The sequence below is a fragment of the Flagellimonas flava genome (genome assembly GCF_050617915.1).
In the GTDB taxonomy this organism is placed as follows: domain Bacteria; phylum Bacteroidota; class Bacteroidia; order Flavobacteriales; family Flavobacteriaceae; genus Flagellimonas; species Flagellimonas flava_A.
Map to the genome: position 1 here is coordinate 20,228 of NZ_JBODQE010000015.1, position 22,875 is coordinate 43,102.

The following is a 22,875-nucleotide window of genomic DNA, read 5'->3' on the forward strand; positions in this document are numbered from 1 at the left end:
TTATAAAATGGAAAGACAGATCGCAGAAAAGGTTTTCGTCAAAGTGAACCAAAAGTGGCAAAAGGGAACGGTCATCTCCGAAAAGGACAGTACCGTTTCCATCAAGACCAACGAGGGACAGGTTTTTGACCTTCCCCGCAACAGTAGATGGTTGGAAACCCTGAAATCACCGGCACAACGGTATGCATATGGTGATGTCAAGGAGCAATTGGAGGGACAGTACATCAGTTTTGAAAAACTGCCCGAAAACATCCAGGACAACCTTGTGCAAGGCAGGGAGTACATGCACGAATCCACCTACATTTCCGAAGGGCAGTTAAAGGACAGTTCGAAAATGATCCAAATGGTGTATGACCGCGACCAAGGCTCCCGTCTTGATGTGCAGTACAAAAGGAACGAGCCGGTGACCTTGGAAAAGGCCGTTGCCTATAACCATACCTTCACTGCCAAGGAATTTGAGCGAATGGTCGAGAAAAAAGAATTCATTGTGTTCCAGGGCAGTACCAACGATGGGGAAATCTTTCAGAAATTGGCCTATTATGAACCAAGACTCCAGGATATACGGACCAAACCTGCCCTCACATCCAACACGTATATCTATGGGGAAAAATTGACCTTGGAACAGGCCAATGCCCTGAATAGTGGAAAGGAAGTGGAAATCGAGATAAAGAGCAAGGCCAACGGCAAAAAGCCCTATCTGGTCAGCTGGTCGCCCAGAAAGGAGACCTTTATCACCAAGAACATCGATATGGCCAAGGCCATGAAAATGGAAGTGGTCACCGATGAAAAAAAAAAGACACCCAGTAGAGGGGTAAAACTTTGAACGGGGAACTACCCATAAGGGCCGTCCGCACCGGACGGCCTTTTTTATCAACAGAATCGTATTTCAATGAAAAGTTATTCGGAAGATCCGGGCCATTACAAGGCCCTGATATCCAAGATCAACACGGAAATCGATTTTCCAGGGTATTTGGGGGCCGTGGGATATCGCTTGATAAAACGCAGCGCTGGTTCTTCGGAGTTTGAAAAGGACGGGGATCGCATTGTGCTGCAGACCAAACGAATCCCGGTCACCTATTTCAATCGCTCGGATTCGTTGGACAAGGGCCGATTCTTCACCTTTCTCAAGCGGAGATCGGACAATTTCTATGAGGCGGTACGGCAGGGATTGGATAGTATAGAGAGGTCCTATGAAATCGTAGGACCTACGGCCGTAAAAAAAAGGCCTGCCCCAACACAATCCCTTGAGGAAAAGTACCATATCGGTCCCTTGAGCCGATGGGATTATCTGATAAAGGAACGAAGCCTTGACCAGGCGACCTTTCAATCCGAAGCCTTTAAGGGACGTATTTTCAATGCCTTCCATGTCAATGACAACAAGGGGCGTATTGCCAATATTGCCGTACCGAAATACGGTGTTGATGGAATTGTCAAGAACTATACGCTGTACAACCGGCCCTATACGGACAGGCGGGACGGTAAGACCAAAAAATTCCGACTGTTCCTCAACGAACGCTACCAATATCTTTTTGTCAGCAATCCGGATATCAAGGCCCAGAAAATTGTGTGCTTTGAAAGTGCCTTTGACGCCTTGGCCTACCACGAGCTGCACAAGAGGCCCAACTGCTTTTACATCTCGCTCTCAGGACATATCGATGACCGAAAGTTGGACCAACTCTTTCAATGGAAAGCATTGGTCGACCCCCATGACAATCTGCCCCTCCACCTGGGGTTTGATTCTGATATGGAGGGCATGCGATATGATTTGAGGCTTTTGTCCGCTTGGATGAACCGGAAATCCAAGGATGTTTTCATGGAGGTGGTCTGGAAACGCCCCGTCGCGGAAATCCGGCTGAACTACCGCTCAGGGCAACACGGGCAGATGGAAAGGGACAGTGAACGGCTCAATGCCCGGATAGCCGAGAGGTTCCAGGGTCATCCGCAGGGTATGAAAAAGGCCCTTTGCTTTAAGGACAAGGTGATTTGGGAAATGGACCTACAGAGGATTTTGGATATGGGCGACAACACCTTGATATCCCGTGCCTATTGGAAAACGGCGGTGCATGCCTTAAGCGGGCTTTGCACGGGCAACAAAATCCATATGGCAAAACCAAAGATGGGAAAGGATTGGAACGATGAGCTGATCCTGGTAAAAAAAAAGTGCGTTCGTTGGCCCAGGGAAAAATCAAAAAGGTGGAGCAAGGTATTGCAAGAGAACAAATAACACGAAAAAATGCAAGATAGAAACCGAGGCTATGTGGGGATGTACCTCTCGGCCTTTTATTTTACCCTGGTACTTTTTATGGAGTTTTATGCCCTGTACGTGTACTATTTCGGCAATCAATGGCTGGCTGATCGTGCCTACGCCCTAGTGCACCGCAGCGGATTGCCGACAACGGGAATGGAATCTCGGTGGATCCTTTGTGGGCTGCTCTTTGGAGGTATCATGATGTACCGGCCGAAAAAGAAAAAAGGACTGCACAAAAGAAGGATTGTTATGGGCCTGATGCTAAGCGCGGTATTCTTGCTCTTACCCATCTGGTTCTCTGCCCGGAGTCCGGGCTGGATGTTGTTGTCGATGGCCGGTTACGGGCTGTCCTATTTTGGGCTGATGACCTATGGGATGCAACTTTTTGCACTTTTCAACTTTAGCAACCTGGCCGAGGAAGACCCCTTCAACGATAGCAATGAGACGTTTTTACAAATGGAGGAACTCCTGGATACCGAGTATTCGGCCAACATTCCCTATACCTATGTCCACAAGGGCAAAAAGCGAAAGGGGTGGCTCAATTTTGTGAACCTCTTCCGGGCCCTTTTGGTCATCGGCACCCCTGGTAGTGGAAAGTCGTTTTCGGTCATCGAGGAGATCATGGGGCAGTTCATTTTCAAAAAATATGCCATGGTCATCTATGATTTCAAGTTCAATGCCTTGACCAAAAAAGCATATGGATACCTCCAGGAGGCAAGGGCAAAATTGGGAAAGCAGGAAGGACGGGAATTGCCAAAAATGTACTTCATCTGTTTTGACGATATCCGAAGGACACACCGCAACAATCCCATTGACCCCTATGGCCTGATCAACCAGTCGGATGCCATAGATACGGCATCTACCCTGATGAAGAACCTGAATCCGGAATGGATCAAGAAACAGGACTATTTTTCACGCAGTGCCATCAGTTTTACCAGCGGTTGCATATGGTACTTGAAAAAAAAAGCGGAAGAAACCGGACTGTATATCTGTACTCCGGGGCATTTGGCCCTATTGACCACCGTAAAGATCGATGTGCTGATGGAAATTATGATGCAGGATGTGGAGGTACGCCAGATATTGGTACCCTTTAGGGACGCCCTTGAAAAAAAGGCCATGGACCAATTGGCGGGGCAGACCAGTACAGTACAGATAAGCTTGTCAAGTATTGCCACCAAGGAAATCTTCTATGTGATGTCGGGCAACGATTTCAATTTGGAGGTCAACGACCCCCAACATCCCAAAATCATCTCGTTGCAGAACAATCCGGGCCGCAAGGAGGTATATTCCGCCCCTTTGAGCCTTTACATGAACACCATTCTCAAACGGATAAACCGTCCAGGGAGAAGGCATATGGCGCTCATTATCGATGAGCTCCCAACCATTTTTATCATGTTGCTTCGTACGATCATCGACACGGGAAGGGAAAACAAGATTGCCACGGTGCTCGGAATACAGAGCGTGGGGCAGCTCATTTTGGATTATGGCAGGGAATTGGCCGATGTCATCTACGACAATTGTGCGAACATCATTTGCGGGGCAGCCAAAGGGGAGACCGCCAAACGGCTGAGCGAACTTTTCGGGAAGATCCACCAAGAGAAGGTATCCACCAATACCAGTAGTAGCGATACCAGCACGAATCTCAGCACCCAGATGATGGAACTGCTCCCAAAAAGCAAGATTGCGGCCATGTCCACAGGATATTTTGCAGGCTTAACGGCGGATACCTTCGAGAACCAGATCACCCAGAAAAAGTGCTATGGGCTGTTACGTCCCGATATTTCTGCCAAGCAACGCGCCATGGCCCACGAACTTCCCATAGTGAAGGACTTTAGGCCCAAAGATTTCAAAGACCAACAGGAAGAGTATATGCGGTTGGTCGATGAACTTGATCTTCTGGAAGGCGTCATACCGCTTTTCCAAAAGGAAGTGGGGTATCTGGAGTTTTACGGGACGGTATTGGACAAGGTGGCCAAAACGCGGTTTCAAAATGGAACCCAACGTAAGTTGTTCAAGGACCTGGTGAAGCGCTTAAAGCTCTTTGATTACAGACAAGGGTTTGGGAAGGCAATGGAAAGGGAAAACAAAAAAGGGGCTTTGCGGAGGCTCTATGTCGAAATCATAGATGAGTTTTTGGTCCACTGTGAAATGGACCGCATAGCGCAGGAAGTCTTTGATCAAATCGTCGACGAGGTAGATGCGCTGGTAAAAATGGAATACAGGGCCATAACGGGCAACGAACTTGAGACGGCCATATTTGATGAAAAGAAAATAAATGGTGAAATTGCAAAATCAATGAATCGGTCAAAGACCGAGGTTAGCGCTTTTTACGATCATTGGGGAAAGGGACTCGATAATGAGACCGCTGCAATGATTGATGGATTAAAGGATGAATTTGAGAACGAAAACAGGGAAGGGTATTGTAGCTTTCCTGTAGAAAACATGGATTAATGGACATTGAATCGATTATCAATTTGGATTCCAATGATTTGGGATATATCGGCGAACGCCTTAAAGAGATCCGCAAGGAACTCGTGGACATGGATGATATCCAGGACAAGCGGTTCAGCGAGTTTTCCCTGACCAAATTGAGCGAGCGTCTGAACATGGCGCGTTCCACGTTGGCCAATGTGGAGCGGGGTTCCTCCATGGTCAATTCCATTAAGATCATTCTTTACTTCTATAGCCTTGGGTACAACCCTATTTGGATACTCTTGCCTGACAACGAGTTCGTCACCAAGCGAAACCTTGGGGAGAACATGGTATACAAGGAGGACATCCAGGAAAAGTACCGCGACCTCGAAAAAAAGGTGACCGATGCCCTTGGGGAATTCAAGAAATCCCTTTGAGCACTTCTTTCCGTTTTTGCATTTTCGCACATACTTGAACTCTTTAGGGCACCATAGGTCCCTAAGGCACTGCGGGCTTGGAGGCCCTGTAGGGCAATCCGGGGAAATCGATGAATAGTGGGCATGTGATCCTACTTTTTTAGAGGCTACCGGGTCATATATAGCCATATAGATAGTACTGAATATTGCGATAATCATTGCTGTCAATACATATAGCTATACTCATATATAGCAATAATCAATTCATCATTTGACCATAGCATGATCGTATTACATGACCATAGGGTCATTCATTCAAATGGTAGAATGCCCATAGCATCATATGGTCATATGCTACCCTGGTCAATTAATTTTATTTTTATGGACACAAAAATTATTTCTTGTGCCGGTGAAAAAGGCGGTTGTGGAAAGACCACAATGAACATTATCCTGGCGACCAACCTCTCTAAATCCTACGGGAAAAAAGTGGTTCTTATCGATATGGACGACCCACAGTATTCCGTGTTCAAAAAAAGGGAACGTGACCTACAAAGGGTTTCCCTAGGGAAAAGGGATGATTTGGAGTTGTATCCCGTGGTGCGTTCCAATGTGGGAACTTTGGACCAATGGATACGAAAGTATTACGGAATAGTGGACTATATCATCATCGACTTTCCCGGAAACCTCAACGAGGAAATGGTACAGGGGCTGCTGTACATCGAGCACTTGTTCATCCCGTTTTTCCTCGATGAACTGGAAATAGACAGTACGGCGATGTTCTACAAGACCTTGGAGGCGAATTTCCTCAATAACGAAGATCGCGTCTTACGGTCGCTCAATCTATTTTTCAACCGATATGAACTGGTGAAGGCCAACAAGTTCAAAGCCGTTCGGAATACCTTTGAACGGGCCGGAATGCCCATCATGGAGGAGGTGGTCATGGACCGTACCGTGTATCGGGAACGTTACAGAAACACCCTTTACCCCATACCGGAGGGAAAGGAGAACAGCGAAATGGGAATCAAAAAATTTATAGAACGGGTACTAAAAATTTCAAAAGGATAAAAAATGGGAAAGAAAATAAACGTCCAGGAACTACTGGATTCCGCAGTACTGGACAATGTGGATACTGGTGAGGAAACCAGGGAATTGAAAGCGCAACGCAATACGGAGCTGTCTGCCAGCGTTGAGAATGATGGTAAGAAAGAGAGCGCAGCCCTGAAAAAAGGAAAGGAGGGGACGGGTAATAGGTTCAGTGGAATAACAAACGCTACCGGTCTATCGAAACCAAACACTGGAGAACGGAAAAAAATAGAAGCATTTATGGCCCTAATGGAAAGCGATAACTATCCGGACAGGAAAGAGCAATTTATCTTTAGGCTCAGTAAGGCCTGTTTTTCAGATTATGAAAAACTGACCAGTGCCTATAATTACAAAATGGGAGAAAAGGCATCCAGGAACGATATCATGCGGAAGGTGCTCGAACACTTCCATAGCCAGTATATTCCACAACTGTTAAAAACCTTGGAGCGGATTTGAACCTGGACTGGGACCATATCGTATATATCATCATCGGGACGTTGTGCCTGATATGGTATGTGGTGGTTTTTCGAATACTTCGAACGGACCGCAAAAAAAACCTTTCAGAAAATAAGTCATTCGTGCAAAAAATAAATATATTTGCTAAAAATGAATCGTATCAAAACGTAGACATGGACCAATTACTCAACCAAGTCAATGAAAATGAAACCAGCTCTGAGCTGTTGGATATTTTCAGTGCGTCCGATACCGATGAACACAAACAATCCTTAATTCCGAAAGAAAATGAAAAACTCAAGGTCATCAAAAACACCGATGATCCCCCGGAAGGGGATCCCAAGGACACGGGCTAAATATCTTCTAGTCCTCACTCTCCTGTTATTTTGCCACACACCCGGTCTGGCCCAGATAGAGGAACTTGTCAACCAGGTCGATGCCGCCGAGCAAGGGGCAGAGCGCATCAGCGACAGCATTTTCAACATTGTTCATTTTTGTGCCGGGACGTTGACCATTATCTCGGGGCTCGCTTTTTTGATCATCCGTGAACAGAACCAGGATATGGCCAGGAAAGTGGGCAATCTGGTCATTGGCCTATTGATATTTTGGGCGCTTGCAGCCATGGCGGATACTTTAGCCCAATGACCATGGAAAACCGTATGGTCAAAATACCAAAAGCCCTACAGAAGGATGTCTTCTTTTTCGGGCTAAGGGCCAAATATGTGGATCAGGCTTTCAAGGGCACTTTCATTTCATTGGCCATGGGCCTGGTAATCAGCAGTATCCTTCCTACCCTTTTGAGCATGCTCCTGTCATTTGCCCTGGCCATACTCTACACGGGCCTAATGTTGTACTACTCCAAAGCTTATGGGAGCAATGGCTTTATAAAATCCCAAGCGGACCGAAAGCGGCCGAATAGCATCAAGGGTCACGTTAACAAAAAAAAGCTGTTGGTATGGCGAAGAAAATGACCCTCATGGACGCATTTCCCATTTATGGCTATGAGTACCCCATACTGGTCTCAAAGGAGCGTGGTTGTTTGGGGATACCCTTACGATTGGAGCTACCCGAAGTGTATACCCTTGATGAAGGGGACTATCTGACATTGAACCGTTTGGTATCGGGCATCATCGAAATCATGGGGGAAAATTGCCTACTCCACAAACAGGATATGTTCTTCGGTGAAAAATACACCATGGACCGGGAACGTTTGGAACGGGATTTCTTTGAGGCCGAGGACGAATGGTATTTTCAGGACAGGCCCTATTTGGAACACCATTGTTTTTTGACCCTTCATAAGGTACCAAAAAACTACATCGATAGGACCCCACAGGGCGCCAATCAGTATTTGCGAAAGGACAGAAAGTACTTTTTCAATAACCATGTGCCCAGCGAATATCTGAATGCTGATGTCGCGTCCGACTTCGAGTCCAGGGTTCGTGCGGTGAACGACCTGATCAACGAATCGGAGCTGATGCAATCCCGAATATTGGATTATGAGTCTCTCTTCGGCGAAGGCGGGTATTATGACACGTATTTGGAGGCTGGTTTTGGTCAGGGAACGGGAAGGGACCTCGACTTTAGTGACCATAAGATATATATCGGAAACAAACGCGCCCAGTTTTTCACTTTGGAAAATTTGGACCAGTTCTTTAAGGAGGACATGGCCCAGCATGAATATTTTGGAAAGTATTGTATCGGGGAGAACCTATTTCCCATAGGCAACCTGTTCTCCCTGGGGTTCAAGATTCCACAGGAGCATATCATCAACCAGTACATCTACATCCCTGAAAAAGAGAAGGCCATGTCTCGGTTACGGGCCAAGGCAAGACGCTTGGACAAATATGCCCGCAATACCAAGGGCGATAAAAACAGTGCATACAGGGACCAGATATATGAGTTCCAGCACCAAATATTGAACGACCACAAAGAACTGGTCTACTACCATTTGAACGTAATGGGCCTATCGGCCTCTGAAAAGGGTTTTGGGGCCATGTGCAATACTATCCGGTCCCGTTTCAAAAAACTGGGCATCAACGTGAAGGAAAATACAGTAGACCGGAAAAACCTGTTCCTGGGGGGTATCATGGGCAATGGTATAGGGACCAGTATGGAAATGTTCAGTCCCTTATCTTCTGAAATGACGGCCAGTCTCTGGTATTTTGAGGGTGGCTACAGAAATCCATTGCATGGCACACACGGTCTTCGTATGGTGGACAGGACTTCGGGAAAACCCTTGTTGGTAAGCATTTATAAGGAACCCGAACGCATGGACTGGATATTCAATCGGGGGATGTTGGTCGCCTCCGGTTCTGGAGGGGGAAAGACCTTTTTTGCGAACAGCTATCTGTTTTCAGAATACCGGGAAGGTGCCGATATCGTGATCTTGGAAAATGGCAATTCCTATGACAAGCTATTGGCGGTTCTTGACGGGGTGGTTGTGGAAAATGACGACGAGCACCCATTTACCTTCAATCCCTTTGCCTTGGATCGATACGATACGGTGGTCAAAAATGGGAAAAGGACCCTTTCGGAGCATAAGCTGACCCAGTTGGTCGCCTTGGTACACCTTTTGACCACCCATCATGGGGAAGGAACGGAAAATACAATTAATGCAAGCGTTTCCCAGACACTCATAGAATTGATGGTCCAAGGCTATTATGGCAATAATTTGGGCCAGGAAAACGCAAAATTCTCCTTTAACGGCTTTTACGACCAGGTAAGGGAACACTTGCCCAAAATCGTAAAAGAAAAGGGCATACGAAGTAAGGTGTTTGACCTCAATGTGTTTTTGTTGCTTTTGGGGAAATACGCTCATGACGGACCCCGCGCTTATCTCTTGAACAGTGATGACGATAGGATTGCGCGCCTCAGCCAAGAGCGGCTCATCTATCTCAAATTGAGCAATTTGATAGACAACGAACAATTGTTCCCCATCATCGCTTTTTTGATGATCGATGTCTTCAACAAAAAATTGAAGGACCCGCGAAAATTGGCAGTGAACAAGATACTGAACGTGGACGAGGCATGGAACCTCTTCGACAACCCTATAATGGCCAATTATCTGGATGCCCAATCCAGAATGGCGAGGAAGTTCGGCGGACAGCCCATCTTTATTTCGCAAAAGGTGGACGATTTTGTGAAATCCAAATACATCGGGAACACCATTGTGGTAAACAGCCATATCAAGGTTCTTTTGGATCTGAGCGAGTTCAGCAATTCCTTTGAAAGTATTCGTGGCATGCTGGGCCTTAACAAAAAACAACAGCAAGCCGTCTTGTCCCTGAACCGTGATCTGCCAAAGGGAAGAAAGTTGCGGGAGATGGCCATTTGTTGGAAGGACCGGGTCAAGGTCTTTGGACTGGAGACCTCGCTGCCCACCAAATGCATTTTTGAGACCAATCCCTATGAAAAGGCCAGCATAGCTGAACTGCATGAACAGCAGGGAAAGGATTGGCAGCGGACCGCAAAGGCCTATGAACGTATAAACACCCATGCCCATGGAAAAATATAAAATACTATTCTACTGCACCTGTATTGTTCCGGTCCTGGCATTCGGTCAGATACCGGTGACGGATGCCGCTGCAAATTCCCAATTGGCCATTCTGAACAAGAACATTTTGGCCATGAACTCACAGCTATCGACCTTGAATTCCAACATGGCCACCTTGCTCAAGCTCATGGAACGCAATACCGTGGCCAACAGCAATTCCTCGCAATTCCTCTCCCAAGAGGTCACCGCGAAAAGGACGCCGGCCAGTTACGTATTGGACTCCCCTGAGATTTCTGAACTGTCAGCCCTTAAGGACAAGGTGTTGGAGGCCTACAAGGGCACACGAAAAAGTTTGGACACCTTTACCTATTTGCAGGCAACGGAAAAAAAGGAAGCGATGGACTTTTTGGTCACGGTCGTGTCCCAAGTATCCACTTTGACGGCCCAAGGAGCAAAGGTATCCTCTACCCCTGAGCTTATTGATTCTGCAAACCGTTTGTCCGCCCTGTCCACCATTAATGAAAAGATATCCAAAGTATTGGAGGAGGTCATTTCGTTGAACAATGCACTTATCCAGAAAAATGAGCACCGCAAGGCGATGTATTCCATGATAAAAATTAATTGAATGTACTTGGTAAGAACGGAAACAGGATTTAGGGGCGTGGTCAACAACATTTTCGACCAATATGTGGATGATGCCTTCAATTCCCTTGGCCCCACTTTGGGCATTGGTTTCCAGGTGGCCAAGATCGGTCTGATCATTTTTGCATTGACTCATTATACATCAGATGACAGGGCCGATGTGCTCAAGGCCCTAAAATGGTTTCCGCTGATGTTCATTCTTTGGAACTACCGTGAGTTTGCCTATGCCATATTCGAGTTTTATGACAATTTGGGAAAGGCCTTTATAGGGACCCAACACAATTGGGATTCCATTGGTGAGCGGGTGGCTCTGGCACAAATTGATGTGGCCGCACAGAACGGTCTCAGTTGGAACCTATTGGACATGGACATCGACGCGCTACAGTCCATAATGCTGGTCGGAATGGCCAGTTCGGTAACGAACTTTGCCCACATCATCTCGACCTTGATATTCGTCGGCATAAAGGCCCTTTCCATTATTTACCTGTTCATCATCATCATTTTCGGCCCAATCAATATCGGCCTTTCTTTTGTACCGGCCTTTTCCAATATGTGGAGGGCATGGTTGCAAAAGTTTATGAGTGTATGTCTTTGGATTCCCATGCTCTATGTAGTGGACCTCTTTATGGTGAATCTGGTGGATAAGCTGGTGGAGCATTTGATCACTACGGCAGCCAAGGATATCGCATTGATCATGACCTCATCGCTCCTCATCCTGATGACCTCGTTTTTTTACATCAAGGCCCCTACCCTGGCCAATTTCGTGGTACAGGGCATGAACATATCGGGTTCGGGCATCGTTTCCAAACCGAAACATTATGGAAAAAAGGCAGTCCAAACGGCCATGGATATCAAGACCGGTGGGGCGAGCAAGGGGGTGCGCACTTTAATACAATGACGTTATGAAAGGAAAGTATGTCATTTTCAACGATATAGAAAGAAGCAGGAAGCATCAGCGCAATGTCGTATATCTATGCCTTCTTTTGGTGGTCTTGACCTTCGGTACCTCCCTGCACTTCATTGGAAAGGCCAACGAGCGGGCCAGAAACAATGCCTATATGCTACATGGGGGGCAACGGTTGTCTCTAGACCCATTGCGCGACAAGCAACAAAATCTCGAGATTTTATGCGAGGGGCACATCCGCAATTTCCACGAACTGTTCTTTTCCCTGGAGCCTGACTTACAAATGATAAAACGAAACATTGAGGAAAAAGCACTTTTTATGACAGATAATTCTGGTAAACGACTATACGGTCGTTTGGTCGAAAAAAGATATTTCCACGATGTGGTAATGCGTGATTATCGCTACATTGTTGAGCTCGACTCCATTGATTTGGACTATGCGAGCTACCCCTTTTATTTTACCTACTATGGTAAACAGGCCATTGAAAAGGGCAGGTTTACCACCTACAGAAATCTAATGACAAGTGGCTACCTGAAAGAGGTAGGCACGACCCCCAATAATTTGAACGGTATCAAGATTTTGGATTTTAAGGTACTGGACAATTCAGATATACGGGACCAATGAAAATACGGAACACAAATAGCATACAGGCATTCAAAAGATGGGTGGTACGGTATCGGAATTTTGCCATTGCCTTGCCCATAGCGTTGATCCTTACCAGTTTCTTTATAGTTGAGAACGTGAAAAAGTTCAATGGCCCCAATGACCGGGAACAGATACAGGAAAATGGGCTGAACCTTGAGCTTCCCGGAGAACAACCTGATTTGGATGTCAAGGAGAATACCCGGCTACGTGCCAACGGACAAGATGGCCAAGCCACAGGGAATACCTTACCTCCAGGTCAATCAATAGCGGGTGAAAAAAAATCCGAAAAGGACTCGCTTCAGGAAATTGTAAAGCAATTGGAGGCACTTTCTTTGGATACCCCAAAGAAAATGGATGCCAATCCAAATTCCTCGTCCCTGTACCAAACGAAAACGAAGGCAAAAGTAAACGAGACCCTTAGCGATGAGGAACAAAAACAACGACTTGTGGAGCAGCGTTTGGCCTATCGGGAAATGCTGCAGGAAGGTAAGGAAAAGATTGTGGGGAATACGGGGAATGTCCCCCCAAGAAATGCCCATATGACCGATGGAGCCAATACATCCAGTGTTTTTAGAGCGGCCGTGTATCGTGACCAGTTCATCCTGCCTGGTGACAATGTGGAGCTCATCCTATTGGAGGACATGGTGTTCGGGGGAAAGTTCTTCAAGAAAAACACATTTATATATGCACTGGCCTCGATACAAGGAAACCGTGTGCTTTTGGACATCGATAATATCAACCATGTCCCAGTCCAGGTAACTGTCAAGGATTACCGTGACGGACGGGCAGGGATTTACAATAAAAGGGCGGGCGAACTTTGGCGTGAGTTCAGTGCTGAAGTAGGCAACGATGCCCTCGGAAGTGCGTCAAATTCAGTAGTCAATGAAACAGGGGGACTTGCCAGTGATATGGTCCGTGAGGTCGGGGCCTTCTTAAGGAACAAAAGGCTCAAACAACGGGACCGGATATTGTTGGTCAACGACCATGAGGTATTGCTTTTAATGGAATGAAACGATTTTGTATACATACTACGTTATTTTTTGGTGCGGCCCTCTTCGCATACGGACAGGTGGATACCATCCAGGTCGCAAGGGACTACAAGACCATGTTGGTTTTTCCAAGCCCCTATGATTTTGCGGTGAATGGTAAGGAACTCAATTTTCTGGAGTCCTTTCCACAGGGAAGTAATTCTCCAACGGCACAAAACATGGTTATGTTGATATACAATGATGTGGCCCCGGACAAGAGGGACTACACGAATTATACCGTGTACACCAAGGACGGGCTTGCCTATGATTTTATCTTGGAACTGGTGGACATCCCAAAGAAAAAAAGATGGTCCATAACCATTCCCATGGCCGATAACAAGAACCAGATGGTTCGTAGCGCAATGCTGAGGCAATCCCAAAACGATGTCCTGAATGACCCAATGCGACTACCGGAGAGCGTGGAAGCTCCCAGACATAACTTCAGTACCGACAGCGAGATAGGGAACTTTGGAAATACAGTGGAAAGAAAGGAAATGGAGGTTTCACAGCCCATTACCCTGGAACTTTACAAAAAGGATAAAATAGAGTACATCCGTAGGCGCTGCCTCTACAACCAGTTCAATAAGCCGAAGGTTGCAAGGTTGTTTGATAGGTCGGGAAGGGTGTTTCTCTGGCTGAACGGGGTTTACTATGACAACAATGAAATCTATTTGCAGTTCCGTATCGAGAACAAAGAGCCCATTGATTACGATCTCAACTTTTTAAAGTTCAGTATTGCCACCAACTACCGCAACAGTTCAAGCAACCAAAAACTGGACCATCGACCCATGTTTCAATATAAGGTCCCAAAGCGGATAAAGGGTAATTCCGAAAACCACTTTATCGTCGTATTTGAAAAATTTACACTGGACCGCAAGAAGGTATTGGTGGTCGATATGGACGAGGACAAGGGGAACCGGAACCTTTCTCTGCCCATTGACCACTACTTGATCAATAAACCCCTAAGCTTTTAGCCTATGACAAAACGATTACGCTACCTTGTTTTTTTGATTTTGATGTTGTCCAGTGTGTCACTAATGGCCCAAATGCGTGGAAACCTGGCGTCTTCGGTCGGGGTCAGTGGAGGTTACGTGGAGGACGGCTTTGGAGTGATGGGAACCTTTAACTTCCATCCCAATCGGTTCAAATATTTTCAGATAAGCGTTCTGGCGGCTTTTGCTGAGGATGGCCCTACGGACATCCCCTATAACATATTTACCATACAGCCCGGGCTCTACTACAGGGTCTATATATCACCCCGTAGAGGTTTCAGCCTTTTTGTGGGCGGGGGAGGCCTGTTCGGTTATGAGGTGATCAATAATGGAAGCAACGAGCTTCCCAATGGAGCATTGATTGATGCCGAGAGCCAGTTTATTTATGGCGGCTATCTGGGTGCAGAGGCTGAGTTTGCATTGAGCAATGATTTTTCGCTTTTGATCAAGGCCAACGAATATTATCATATCAATTCCGATGTAGGAAACTTTTATCCCTATGCGGGATTGGGATTGCGCTATTTTTTGTTTTGAGAATTTATATGGAACACTATGAGAACACACACCCCACGCTATATAGTATCCGCTACAGTACTGTGTCTAATTCTATTTTTCGCATGTAGCAAGGATTTTGAAAATATCATCGAGGACTCCTTCGATTTTTCCTTTTCGGGAACCAACGAAGAGGACATCTTCATTTTTGAGGCTTCCAAGACCGACTTTTCCCTTGAACCTGAGCGCACGGTCTCCGATGTGACATATTACATGCGTTATACCATGATAGATGGAAAGGGCTATTATTTGGGAAGCGAAAACGATACGATACGGGAAAACGACACGATTCCCCTAACTGATTTTGATATAAGCCTAAACTATATGGCCGTTGATACTGGTGCCCATAAGGTTAAGTTATATGCTTGGGATTCCAATCAACTGACCAAGGAACTGGACCTTGTCTACAATACCAGCTTTGCCAGTTTTGGCTTTGTATTGACCAAAGGTTCTGAGGCCCTTATCATCAATAGTAAAAATCCAATCAATGCCACGCTGATACGGGACAAGGAGACGGTCGGACCACAGAGCGACGGTACTGGGGATTTCAAAATCACCTATCAGTTGGAAAACGGCACAGGGCTTTTATATGTTGGGGATACCGCCCATGAGCCGGGCAAGGAGTTCCGTTTGCCGAAAGGGGTGACCGAGTTTGGCTATCAGCCCGAGACCTTGGGGGAGCATCGTCTGACCATGACGGCGGTAGCCCCCGATGGGGCCACGATAACCCGGGAACTGTTGTTACAGGTCGGCAATCTGAACTTTAGTTTTCGGGCAACTGCAGGCTCTTCCCAAGTGGAATTGAACACCAACCTGGCGGTGAACATCGACTTGCAGACACAGGATGAGGAAAGCGATGTCACCTATGAAATAAGCCATGCCTTTTCCCCAGAGAGCGAGGGAGGAGGAACTGTCAGGGATCAGAACGGTGGGGTCATGGACCCTGGAACCAACAGACCAATATTGCCCGGCAACTATAACTATACCTTCCAAAGTGTGGAGCTTGGCCAGCGTAAAATCTATTTTGATGTTAGGGACAGTAACGGTCAGACCAAAAGGGACAGCGTCGAGATAGCCGTGGCCAACATTCCATTTACCTTTTCGGGAAGTTCGGAGAGCAACTCCGTCTTTATAGGGGAGCGGACTCAATTCAACTTCAACATCAAGTCCAATGGGAATACCAATAATATCCAGTACAGTGTATCCTATGAGATCTTGGATGGAAACGGTACGCTCAGAAATGAAAGTGGTACGGAGCTCAGGAATTCCACGGATTATCCCGTGAACTTCGGCAATTTCTCATTGTTCTACATTCCGGAAACCACGGACACGCACAGGATTTCCTTTGTTGTCACGGACAATTTTGGACAGTCTTCCGAACCTGTCATCATTGATCTCGAGATCAAGCAGAACGAATTTGAAGTGACCTTCACGCCATCCAAGACCTCGGAATTCAGCAATATCCCAGTTTCGGGCATTATCAATATCGATGAGGAACCCGAGGGCACCAATGACACTTATGAGGCATTTTTCACTTCCGGTAAGAGCGGGCAGGTGAGCATTGGCGGAAACACCTATGGACCAGGCGAAAAGTTTAATCTGGGTGCGGATGCCAATAACATCTTTTATACGGGCTTTGAGCCCGGGGAGCACAATCTGGTCTTCAGCGTGGAATCCGGCTCAGGGGTGACCCACGCCACGAATCCCATTGCCATCACCTACCAACAGGTCGATTTTTCATTTACGGGAGGTATCCAAAAATCGGATATTTCCATTGGGGAGGTCACCTCGGTCAATTTCAACATTTCGGAGACGGTGGGATCTTCCGACTATACCATGCGGTTTACAATGACCGGGAACGCACTGATAAAGGATACGAATGGGAATACCGTAAGCCCTGGCAACAGTTATGACATTCCCAAGGGGAATTTCAACTGGAGCCTGGAGGGGGTGAGCGAGGGAACGGTATTGATAACCTTCTTCGCCCAAAACGAAACGGGATTGGAGAAACCTGTTGAAATTACGGTCAATGTCAGTCCCAAGGATTACAATTTCACGGCCAATGCAACGGGGCCCGGTGGTTTCATTGGGGAATCCACCACAATTAATTTCAACATCACCGAGTTGGGACTAGGGGGCGACACGTATACCCTGTACTATTCCACGGGCAATGCCAATAGCAGTTTTGAATTTGATGGAAGCGTTTATGGTCCAGGTGAAACGTTCACTGTCCCGGTAGGATCGTTTACAGGGAACTATACAGGCCTCTCTGAGGGCGACCATGATATTGTATTCAATGTCAGATCTTCATCCAATGTACCAAAGATGGCCAATGTGAGCCTATCCTATGAACGATATGTGGAACAATTTGATCTTACCATAAGCCAGGCACCTGGAGACCGCCTGGAGGGAGATGCGTTCAACATTACGGTGATCACCAATGCCGAGGGGACGCATGACCCAACGGTGACCTATGAGATGGTCTTCTCATTTCGTGGGAATCGAGCAGGATACATCATTTATTCGGGAACTCGATATGATGAAGGGGAAACCGTTCCCTTAAATTATGGAAGTACCAACATGACCTTTTATCCAGATACCCCGGACAAGTTTTCCATCGATTTTGCAGTGGACAATTCAACAGGCGAGACCCGAAACGGAAGTACTTTTGTGGATACCCTACGAAGGCCAGTCGCACTTGTTAAAGGCGAAAAGCACAATGTGAGCTGTGGTGGATTGAACGGCTGTGATTATCAGGTACGGATATATACCTGCTTTGACATCGGGTGTTCCGAAGCGTATGGTGGAGCCACATTGGACCAAGTGGAAATCAGGATTTACAATAGAAGGGACAACCGCTGGGATACACGGGTCTTCAACTACAATGAAGCCATCGGCAATGGGGTTGACCGATACTTTTTGTTAGAAGAAGAAGCTCGGGAAAGCCGCTTGAGATACCTTGATCAAGATTTTGAGGTCCGGGTCAGGGATACCAATAATCAATGGAGCGAAAGGGTTACTGGAAGAGTAGTCAGAGTTTAAAAAGAGGGGGCGCCCCAGGTTAACCTAACTTAAACTAACTTCTTTTAAGGGTGTAAGTGATGACGACTGCCTGTTCATCCAAAAAATCCTCCTCTTCAACTACCAATCGATTTTGGGTAAATTTAATGATGAGCCAATCGTTACGATTATCAAAGCGTATGAGTTCATTATTGATGAGTTCATAAGTATCATCTTCCACATTCTGGAAAGCTGGTACTTCTCCACAGGACAGGCCATTTTCGTTTATTGAAAATGCACTTTTTTCACCTGACCCTCGAGAACTAAAAAATGTCAAATTATCTTTTATACATTGACGGATTTCATTGGTATTGAACAAATCCACATTTACGGTTCCATCTCCATTGATATCCACAGCGGTATCAGAATCGATGGCTTCATATTCCCATTGTCCGAACAGGGTCTCTGCCCTATTATCCATGGCAACGGTGCCATCGTCATCACTACAGGATAAAAGGAGCGTCACAACGAGCAAAGGTAACAGCAAATTTTTTGAAGTTTTCATTACAGTAGATTTGTGGGGTTTATGGTAAAGATAGCGATATCGAGGAATTGTAATCAAGGAAGCCCCCTAAGATTCAAAATTTCGGTAATCGAGTTGGCCAATGGTTAAGGCCTAATGATCACTGATTTACCAAATTATTTTCAAAGGACCCTTTATTTGAACTTTTAGACGGTTAATAAAAATGGCTTTATAGTAGATTTAAACTCTTTACAAAAAGCGGATTTTGTAAAGAATTCTACTTTTTTGGAGTATAGTTTTCGGAGTTTAGCTGCTATCCTGGTAATGCGGCCAAAGGGCATAATGTAAAAAGTTCCAAAAAAGAAGCTAACCATATATGTTAGAATTCTTTTTCTTATCCACTAATACCGGTAGTTGCTAATGGTCTATTAGCTTACTATTTAGTTCTCTCAAATGACTGGCAGCTATAGTAGTCCAAATTCTACGGTATGATTTTCGTTTGTTGTTTTTTAAAAACTGATTGATGTATTTACCTGGGCCGTTGTACAAAACCTCTAGTTCCCCATTCGGTTTAATGTGCACTGCTAAGAAATGCTCCAAGTCAATATTGTACGGATAGCTAAAGTTGTAGGCCATACTGGACTTTATTTGAACTTTCTTACCTGTAAGTCTATGGTACCCATCATAAGTTTGTTCATTCTTACCATACAACTCTATATCAAAATGTTTGGTTACTAACGCTTCTCCAATATCCCCTACCAATCTGCCATCTAGAGAAAAATCAAGTTTTCCTTGATATTGTTCTTTTAATGAACTTGTGATGTCTAAGAGTTGTTGGATTTCTTTCATTTCCACTATTACAAAAGTGTTTGAATTTTGGTCCTTGCTATTTGACTTATTCAAAAATCACGACCAATGCCCGTTAATATACTCGTCAAGTTCTTTGCCCTTTAACTCCTTGGCGCTTGCTTGTCTACGTATGTAAAAGGCGTCATATGCCTTTTGGTTGGGAGTTTTTTTCTTTATAAAAATTGGAGATTGATATTTCTGATGAACGCTTAATTTGCAAATAGTTTTGCCTTCAAAACTTATTAGTGAGACGTCAATAACTCGTTGTACAGCATTTCCAAAATAGTTTTCAGTTAGATTATCAAAATGCAGTTTAAATTCGTCAATTTTATTTTCTTTTTTAAATGTTGTAAAATCTGAATTATCTAAGCCAATAACATTTCTTTCATCATCAATACCTATTAATAATGTACCACCTTCGCCATTTAGGAATGCAGCAATATTCTTGAAGCATGAGAATTCTAATTCTTTTTTTACAATTTTTTCCTTTAAACAGTACCTTAGTGAGGATTTGAATTCAAGTTTTTTGTCTTCTGTGCTATTTAATAACTCACCAATGATTTTCTCTTCTGTTTTAAGAAATCTAGTCTCGAAACTCTCATGATGCTCGTTGACTTTTTCGAAAAGCTTCTCAATTTCTCCGGGAGATTTTGTAAAAATATCTTCTGTCTCAGGATTGAACAGAATTTTGAACGCATCAAGAGCCTTTTCATCTCCAGTCAAAATAATTCTTGGGAGTTCCGAATAGTACTTATTTAAATGATTAATTGCTACTCCTAAAAAATCTGGTTTTTCAATCTCTTGGTTGTTTTTAATTAAACACTTAACATCTAAAACAACTGCTGTTATTTTCGAAACTAACCGGGGCAGTAAGTCTTCCAAGTCCTCAAAACTTCTTCCCCAAGCTAACCTGTAGCCATTTTTCTGTGATATGATTTTGAAAGCCTCTTTAAAACTTTCTTCATCATCAATTAACAAAATGCTTTTACTCATAATTGTTTTGACTCATTGGTAGTTCAATGTTTATTCTAACCCCCGTTTTTAGATTTTCTTGGACTTCTAATGAACCATTGTGTGCTTCAATTATCTTGTTTATGTAGTATCCGCCAATTCCTGAGCCAGAACTAGATTTTGACCTCGTTAAAATTGACACGTATTCTTTCTGAGAAATACTTATCGGTTGGCCATTATTGGAATATTCAATTAGAATTAAACCTCGATTAAAATCGGGTTTAACTTTGAAACCTATCCTCTTTACCTTTCTTTGTTCTTTGAAACTATGCTGTTGAGCATTCTCTATTAGGGTTTGAATTAAATCCACAAAATGTGTTTTGGAAACTTCAACAGTTACTTTGTCTCCAGACACATCAAAAAAGTATCCATCAGATTCAAATTCTGAACATATATTTTTAAGAAAAGCCACGAGTTCTACTTGCTCAAAAGTTAAATCCAGTGTAATTGCTTTTTCTACATCAATTAGAATTTTTGAGAGAAAAAGGGATTTCTCCTTTGATTTATGAAGTGTAGAGGATAGAGTTTCATTTTCTGGTTCTTCGAAACCTGGTTCCGGTATAAGTATTTCATCATCCTCATCATACTGTTTATATCCCCCAAGGCCTCTTTTTTTGGAAATTGAAATAGCTTTTTCAACTAATGAGTGTAGATTGGTTAGTTTATGTCTTAATTGATGTGTTATTGTTCTTACAACGTCCAATTCCCTTTCTTCGGCCTGTTCCTTATAGCCTAGCTTTTTAATTCTCTCATCAATCCTTGACCTTTCTGCTGCGATTATCGTGGCTTTTTCAACTTCAATGAATTTCTGTTGAGATTCAAAATCTGGAAATAAGATTATAAGTTCTTTTAAAGAACTGAGTGTTAGGAAAGGTACAATTGATTTAGGTTGGTATTTTTCTAATTGATTTTTTACCACGTTGCTATACAATTGATAATACAAATATTCCAATGATATCTCAAGGTTTGTCTTTGGGAAAATGGCAACTACATTTGGATGAATAATTATTTTTTCAAGTTCCAAAGTTGGTTTAAAATAGGTTGGCTTTAGATTATCACCAATTTTGCCAATTAGAATACATTCCTTATCAATTATTGAAGAATCGTACTCGTGTAAATTGGTGGAAATATAATCCTTGACCGATTCTTTTGATAAATACATGTCAAGAACATCTCGCTCTAAATTCTCTATTCTGATGTATGGAGTTCCATATTCTTGGCTAACATCTTCATTATTAAGAAGCCTTTTACCACCTTGTAAACGTGCAAGCTCGTTCAGTAACTTTGCGCTTCCAGAAACAAGTAACTCCCTTAAGTTAGATGATTCTTTAGTATAATATTTGGGATTTAAGGTATTAAATTGAAGTATTTCGACTTTGCTAACAACTTGACTGAACTCATTTTCATTAACATCGTTATAGATTCTTGAGATTTCATTGGTTCCCAATTCCAAATACTCATTTTGATTTGATAAATCAATGAATTTTATTTTATCCAATAAGTAGTCAGGTTTATTATTGTTAAGGACAATAATAGAAGCCTTTCCTTTTGTATAAGGCTTTAAAATACCAGTGGGAAGACTTATGATAGTTTCAATTTGATCCCTTTCAAGCAAAGTGTTTTTGATTACCTGATCAACTCCTTTTCTGAAAAGAAAGCTTTCGGATACGGTAAAGATTGCTTTTCCAGAATATTTTAGTTTTGCAATACTGAGTAGGAGGAAAACTCCAAAACCTTTATTCTTTTTGGTCAGGTTTATATTCCAAATTCTGATAAGTTCCTCAATCTGATTACCCGCAACACCTCCTGTAATTGGCAAATCACCAATTATATAATCATATAAAGTGTCATTTGATAATTGATTGAAACAACTTTCGGCCTGAATACGGGCCGTTTCAACCCCATTCATAATTAGATTCATGGCCGCAATTCGAGCAATTCTATAATTTATTTCGGAGCCAAATAAATTTAAATTATTGGAAATTCTTTTGGCTTGTGTTAAGAATCCACCAGTTCCACACACTGGGTCATATAAGTCTCCAACTGTTGGATTGAGAATACTAACCATGAGATCTATAATGTCTCTTGGAGTTCGAATTAAACCACTCTTCGAGGATTCAATTCCATTCAACTCTATTATGTATTCAAAAGCCTTTCCAAATTCTTCATTTGAAAAAGCGGAAGTATCAAATTCTTTTAGGGATTCTAGAAGTCGGAAAATTATCTTTTTTTCAAGCCTTTTTGCTAAATCAATGAAATCTTGAAAAATACTAAAGTTAGTTTGAAGTGTTGGGTCTAAATGGGATAACTCATTAAACCAATCATTTATAAAGTTATCTTGAAAATCATTGAAGTCTTGGTTAAGATACTTAGGATTAGTCACATTAAAAAAGACCTTTGATAGAACTTTTTCTGTATCATAAAGTCGCTTGTAGAAAAACAGTGTGGTAACTATAAACTCAATGTCAGAAGAATTGCCAAAACCCCTTAAATTACTATTTAATAGCCAATAGATTGATAGTAAATTTTGCCACTTTTGTTCTTTAGTGCAAAAAACGGGCATAGTATACCACCTTCGGCGGGTCAAAGTGAGCCACCCGCGGCGGACCAAAGTGAGCATAGT

General features: G+C 43.8%; 20 protein-coding genes. 16 read left to right on the forward strand and 4 right to left on the reverse strand.

Translation table 11 applies throughout. The annotated features are described in order from the left end of the window. Positions 1-7: 7 nt before the first annotated feature. The 16 genes from ACRHOZ_RS20220 (at position 8) to ACRHOZ_RS20295 (ending at position 17,911) form a co-directional block, all read left to right on the forward strand. Positions 8-823, forward strand: coding sequence for a hypothetical protein (locus ACRHOZ_RS20220; RefSeq protein WP_431129864.1), 816 nt, complete (start codon positions 8-10; stop codon positions 821-823). A 66-nt stretch (positions 824-889) separates the two neighbouring features. Further along, on the forward strand, positions 890-2,224 hold the full coding sequence (locus ACRHOZ_RS20225; RefSeq protein WP_431129866.1) for a hypothetical protein: 1,335 nt from the start codon (positions 890-892) through the stop codon (positions 2,222-2,224). 9 nt (positions 2,225-2,233) lie between these two features. Continuing rightward, positions 2,234-4,699, forward strand: a complete 2,466-nt coding sequence (locus ACRHOZ_RS20230) for a type IV secretory system conjugative DNA transfer family protein (protein WP_431129869.1) — start codon at positions 2,234-2,236, stop codon at positions 4,697-4,699. Next, on the forward strand, positions 4,699-5,097 hold the full coding sequence (locus tag ACRHOZ_RS20235) for a helix-turn-helix domain-containing protein (protein ID WP_106143239.1): 399 nt from the start codon (positions 4,699-4,701) through the stop codon (positions 5,095-5,097). Before ACRHOZ_RS20230 ends, ACRHOZ_RS20235 begins: the two co-directional genes overlap by 1 nt. Before the next feature lie 360 nt (positions 5,098-5,457). Continuing rightward, a complete protein-coding gene (locus ACRHOZ_RS20240; protein ID WP_431129873.1) occupies positions 5,458-6,141 on the forward strand; it encodes a ParA family protein in 684 nt (227 codons plus the stop codon). Positions 6,142-6,144: 3 nt separating this feature from the next. Further along, positions 6,145-6,615, forward strand: a complete 471-nt coding sequence (locus tag ACRHOZ_RS20245) for a hypothetical protein (protein ID WP_106143241.1) — start codon at positions 6,145-6,147, stop codon at positions 6,613-6,615. A gap of 173 nt (positions 6,616-6,788) precedes the next feature. Then, entirely contained in the window at positions 6,789-6,968 is a 180-nt protein-coding gene (locus ACRHOZ_RS20250; RefSeq protein WP_146129801.1) for a hypothetical protein, read from the forward strand. Positions 6,969-7,271: 303 nt separating this feature from the next. Then, positions 7,272-7,583 carry a DUF4133 domain-containing protein gene (locus ACRHOZ_RS20255; protein WP_158259053.1) on the forward strand — a complete coding sequence of 104 codons (312 nt, stop codon included), beginning with the start codon at positions 7,272-7,274 and terminating at the stop codon, positions 7,581-7,583. After that, positions 7,568-10,126: a TraG family conjugative transposon ATPase gene (locus ACRHOZ_RS20260; RefSeq protein WP_106143245.1), complete on the forward strand. Its 2,559-nt coding sequence runs from the start codon at positions 7,568-7,570 to the stop codon at positions 10,124-10,126. Before ACRHOZ_RS20255 ends, ACRHOZ_RS20260 begins: the two co-directional genes overlap by 16 nt. Then, positions 10,113-10,730, forward strand: a complete 618-nt coding sequence (locus ACRHOZ_RS20265) for a hypothetical protein (RefSeq protein ID WP_106143246.1) — start codon at positions 10,113-10,115, stop codon at positions 10,728-10,730. Before ACRHOZ_RS20260 ends, ACRHOZ_RS20265 begins: the two co-directional genes overlap by 14 nt. Further along, positions 10,731-11,645, forward strand: coding sequence for a type IV secretion system protein (locus tag ACRHOZ_RS20270; RefSeq protein ID WP_431129880.1), 915 nt, complete (start codon positions 10,731-10,733; stop codon positions 11,643-11,645). Positions 11,646-11,649: 4 nt separating this feature from the next. After that, positions 11,650-12,276: a hypothetical protein gene (locus ACRHOZ_RS20275; RefSeq protein ID WP_106143248.1), complete on the forward strand. Its 627-nt coding sequence runs from the start codon at positions 11,650-11,652 to the stop codon at positions 12,274-12,276. Continuing rightward, positions 12,273-13,307: a conjugative transposon protein TraM gene (traM, locus tag ACRHOZ_RS20280; protein WP_431129884.1), complete on the forward strand. Its 1,035-nt coding sequence runs from the start codon at positions 12,273-12,275 to the stop codon at positions 13,305-13,307. The genes ACRHOZ_RS20275 and traM overlap by 4 nt, the downstream gene beginning before the upstream one ends. Continuing rightward, positions 13,304-14,299: a DUF4138 domain-containing protein gene (locus ACRHOZ_RS20285; RefSeq protein WP_431129887.1), complete on the forward strand. Its 996-nt coding sequence runs from the start codon at positions 13,304-13,306 to the stop codon at positions 14,297-14,299. Before traM ends, ACRHOZ_RS20285 begins: the two co-directional genes overlap by 4 nt. A gap of 3 nt (positions 14,300-14,302) precedes the next feature. Then, a complete protein-coding gene (locus ACRHOZ_RS20290) occupies positions 14,303-14,851 on the forward strand; it encodes a conjugal transfer protein TraO (RefSeq protein ID WP_106143251.1) in 549 nt (182 codons plus the stop codon). Between the two features lie 18 nt (positions 14,852-14,869). After that, positions 14,870-17,911: a TraQ conjugal transfer family protein gene (locus ACRHOZ_RS20295; RefSeq protein WP_106143252.1), complete on the forward strand. Its 3,042-nt coding sequence runs from the start codon at positions 14,870-14,872 to the stop codon at positions 17,909-17,911. 34 nt (positions 17,912-17,945) lie between these two features. On the opposite strand, the gene ACRHOZ_RS20300 is transcribed toward ACRHOZ_RS20295, so the two are convergent. From ACRHOZ_RS20300 to ACRHOZ_RS20315, 4 genes are all read right to left on the reverse strand, one after another. Continuing rightward, positions 17,946-18,434 (reverse strand): hypothetical protein, encoded by a 489-nt coding sequence (locus tag ACRHOZ_RS20300; protein WP_106143253.1) that lies wholly within the window; start codon positions 18,432-18,434, stop codon positions 17,946-17,948. Positions 18,435-18,809: 375 nt separating this feature from the next. Next, positions 18,810-19,241, reverse strand: a complete 432-nt coding sequence (locus ACRHOZ_RS20305) for a DUF6998 domain-containing protein (protein WP_431129892.1) — start codon at positions 19,239-19,241, stop codon at positions 18,810-18,812. A gap of 57 nt (positions 19,242-19,298) precedes the next feature. Further along, on the reverse strand, positions 19,299-20,234 hold the full coding sequence (locus ACRHOZ_RS20310) for an RNA-binding domain-containing protein (protein WP_431129895.1): 936 nt from the start codon (positions 20,232-20,234) through the stop codon (positions 19,299-19,301). Continuing rightward, complete coding sequence (locus tag ACRHOZ_RS20315) at positions 20,227-22,635, reverse strand: N-6 DNA methylase (protein ID WP_431129898.1); 2,409 nt, start codon at positions 22,633-22,635, stop codon at positions 20,227-20,229. The genes ACRHOZ_RS20310 and ACRHOZ_RS20315 overlap by 8 nt, the downstream gene beginning before the upstream one ends. Between the last annotated feature and the right edge of the window lie 240 nt (positions 22,636-22,875).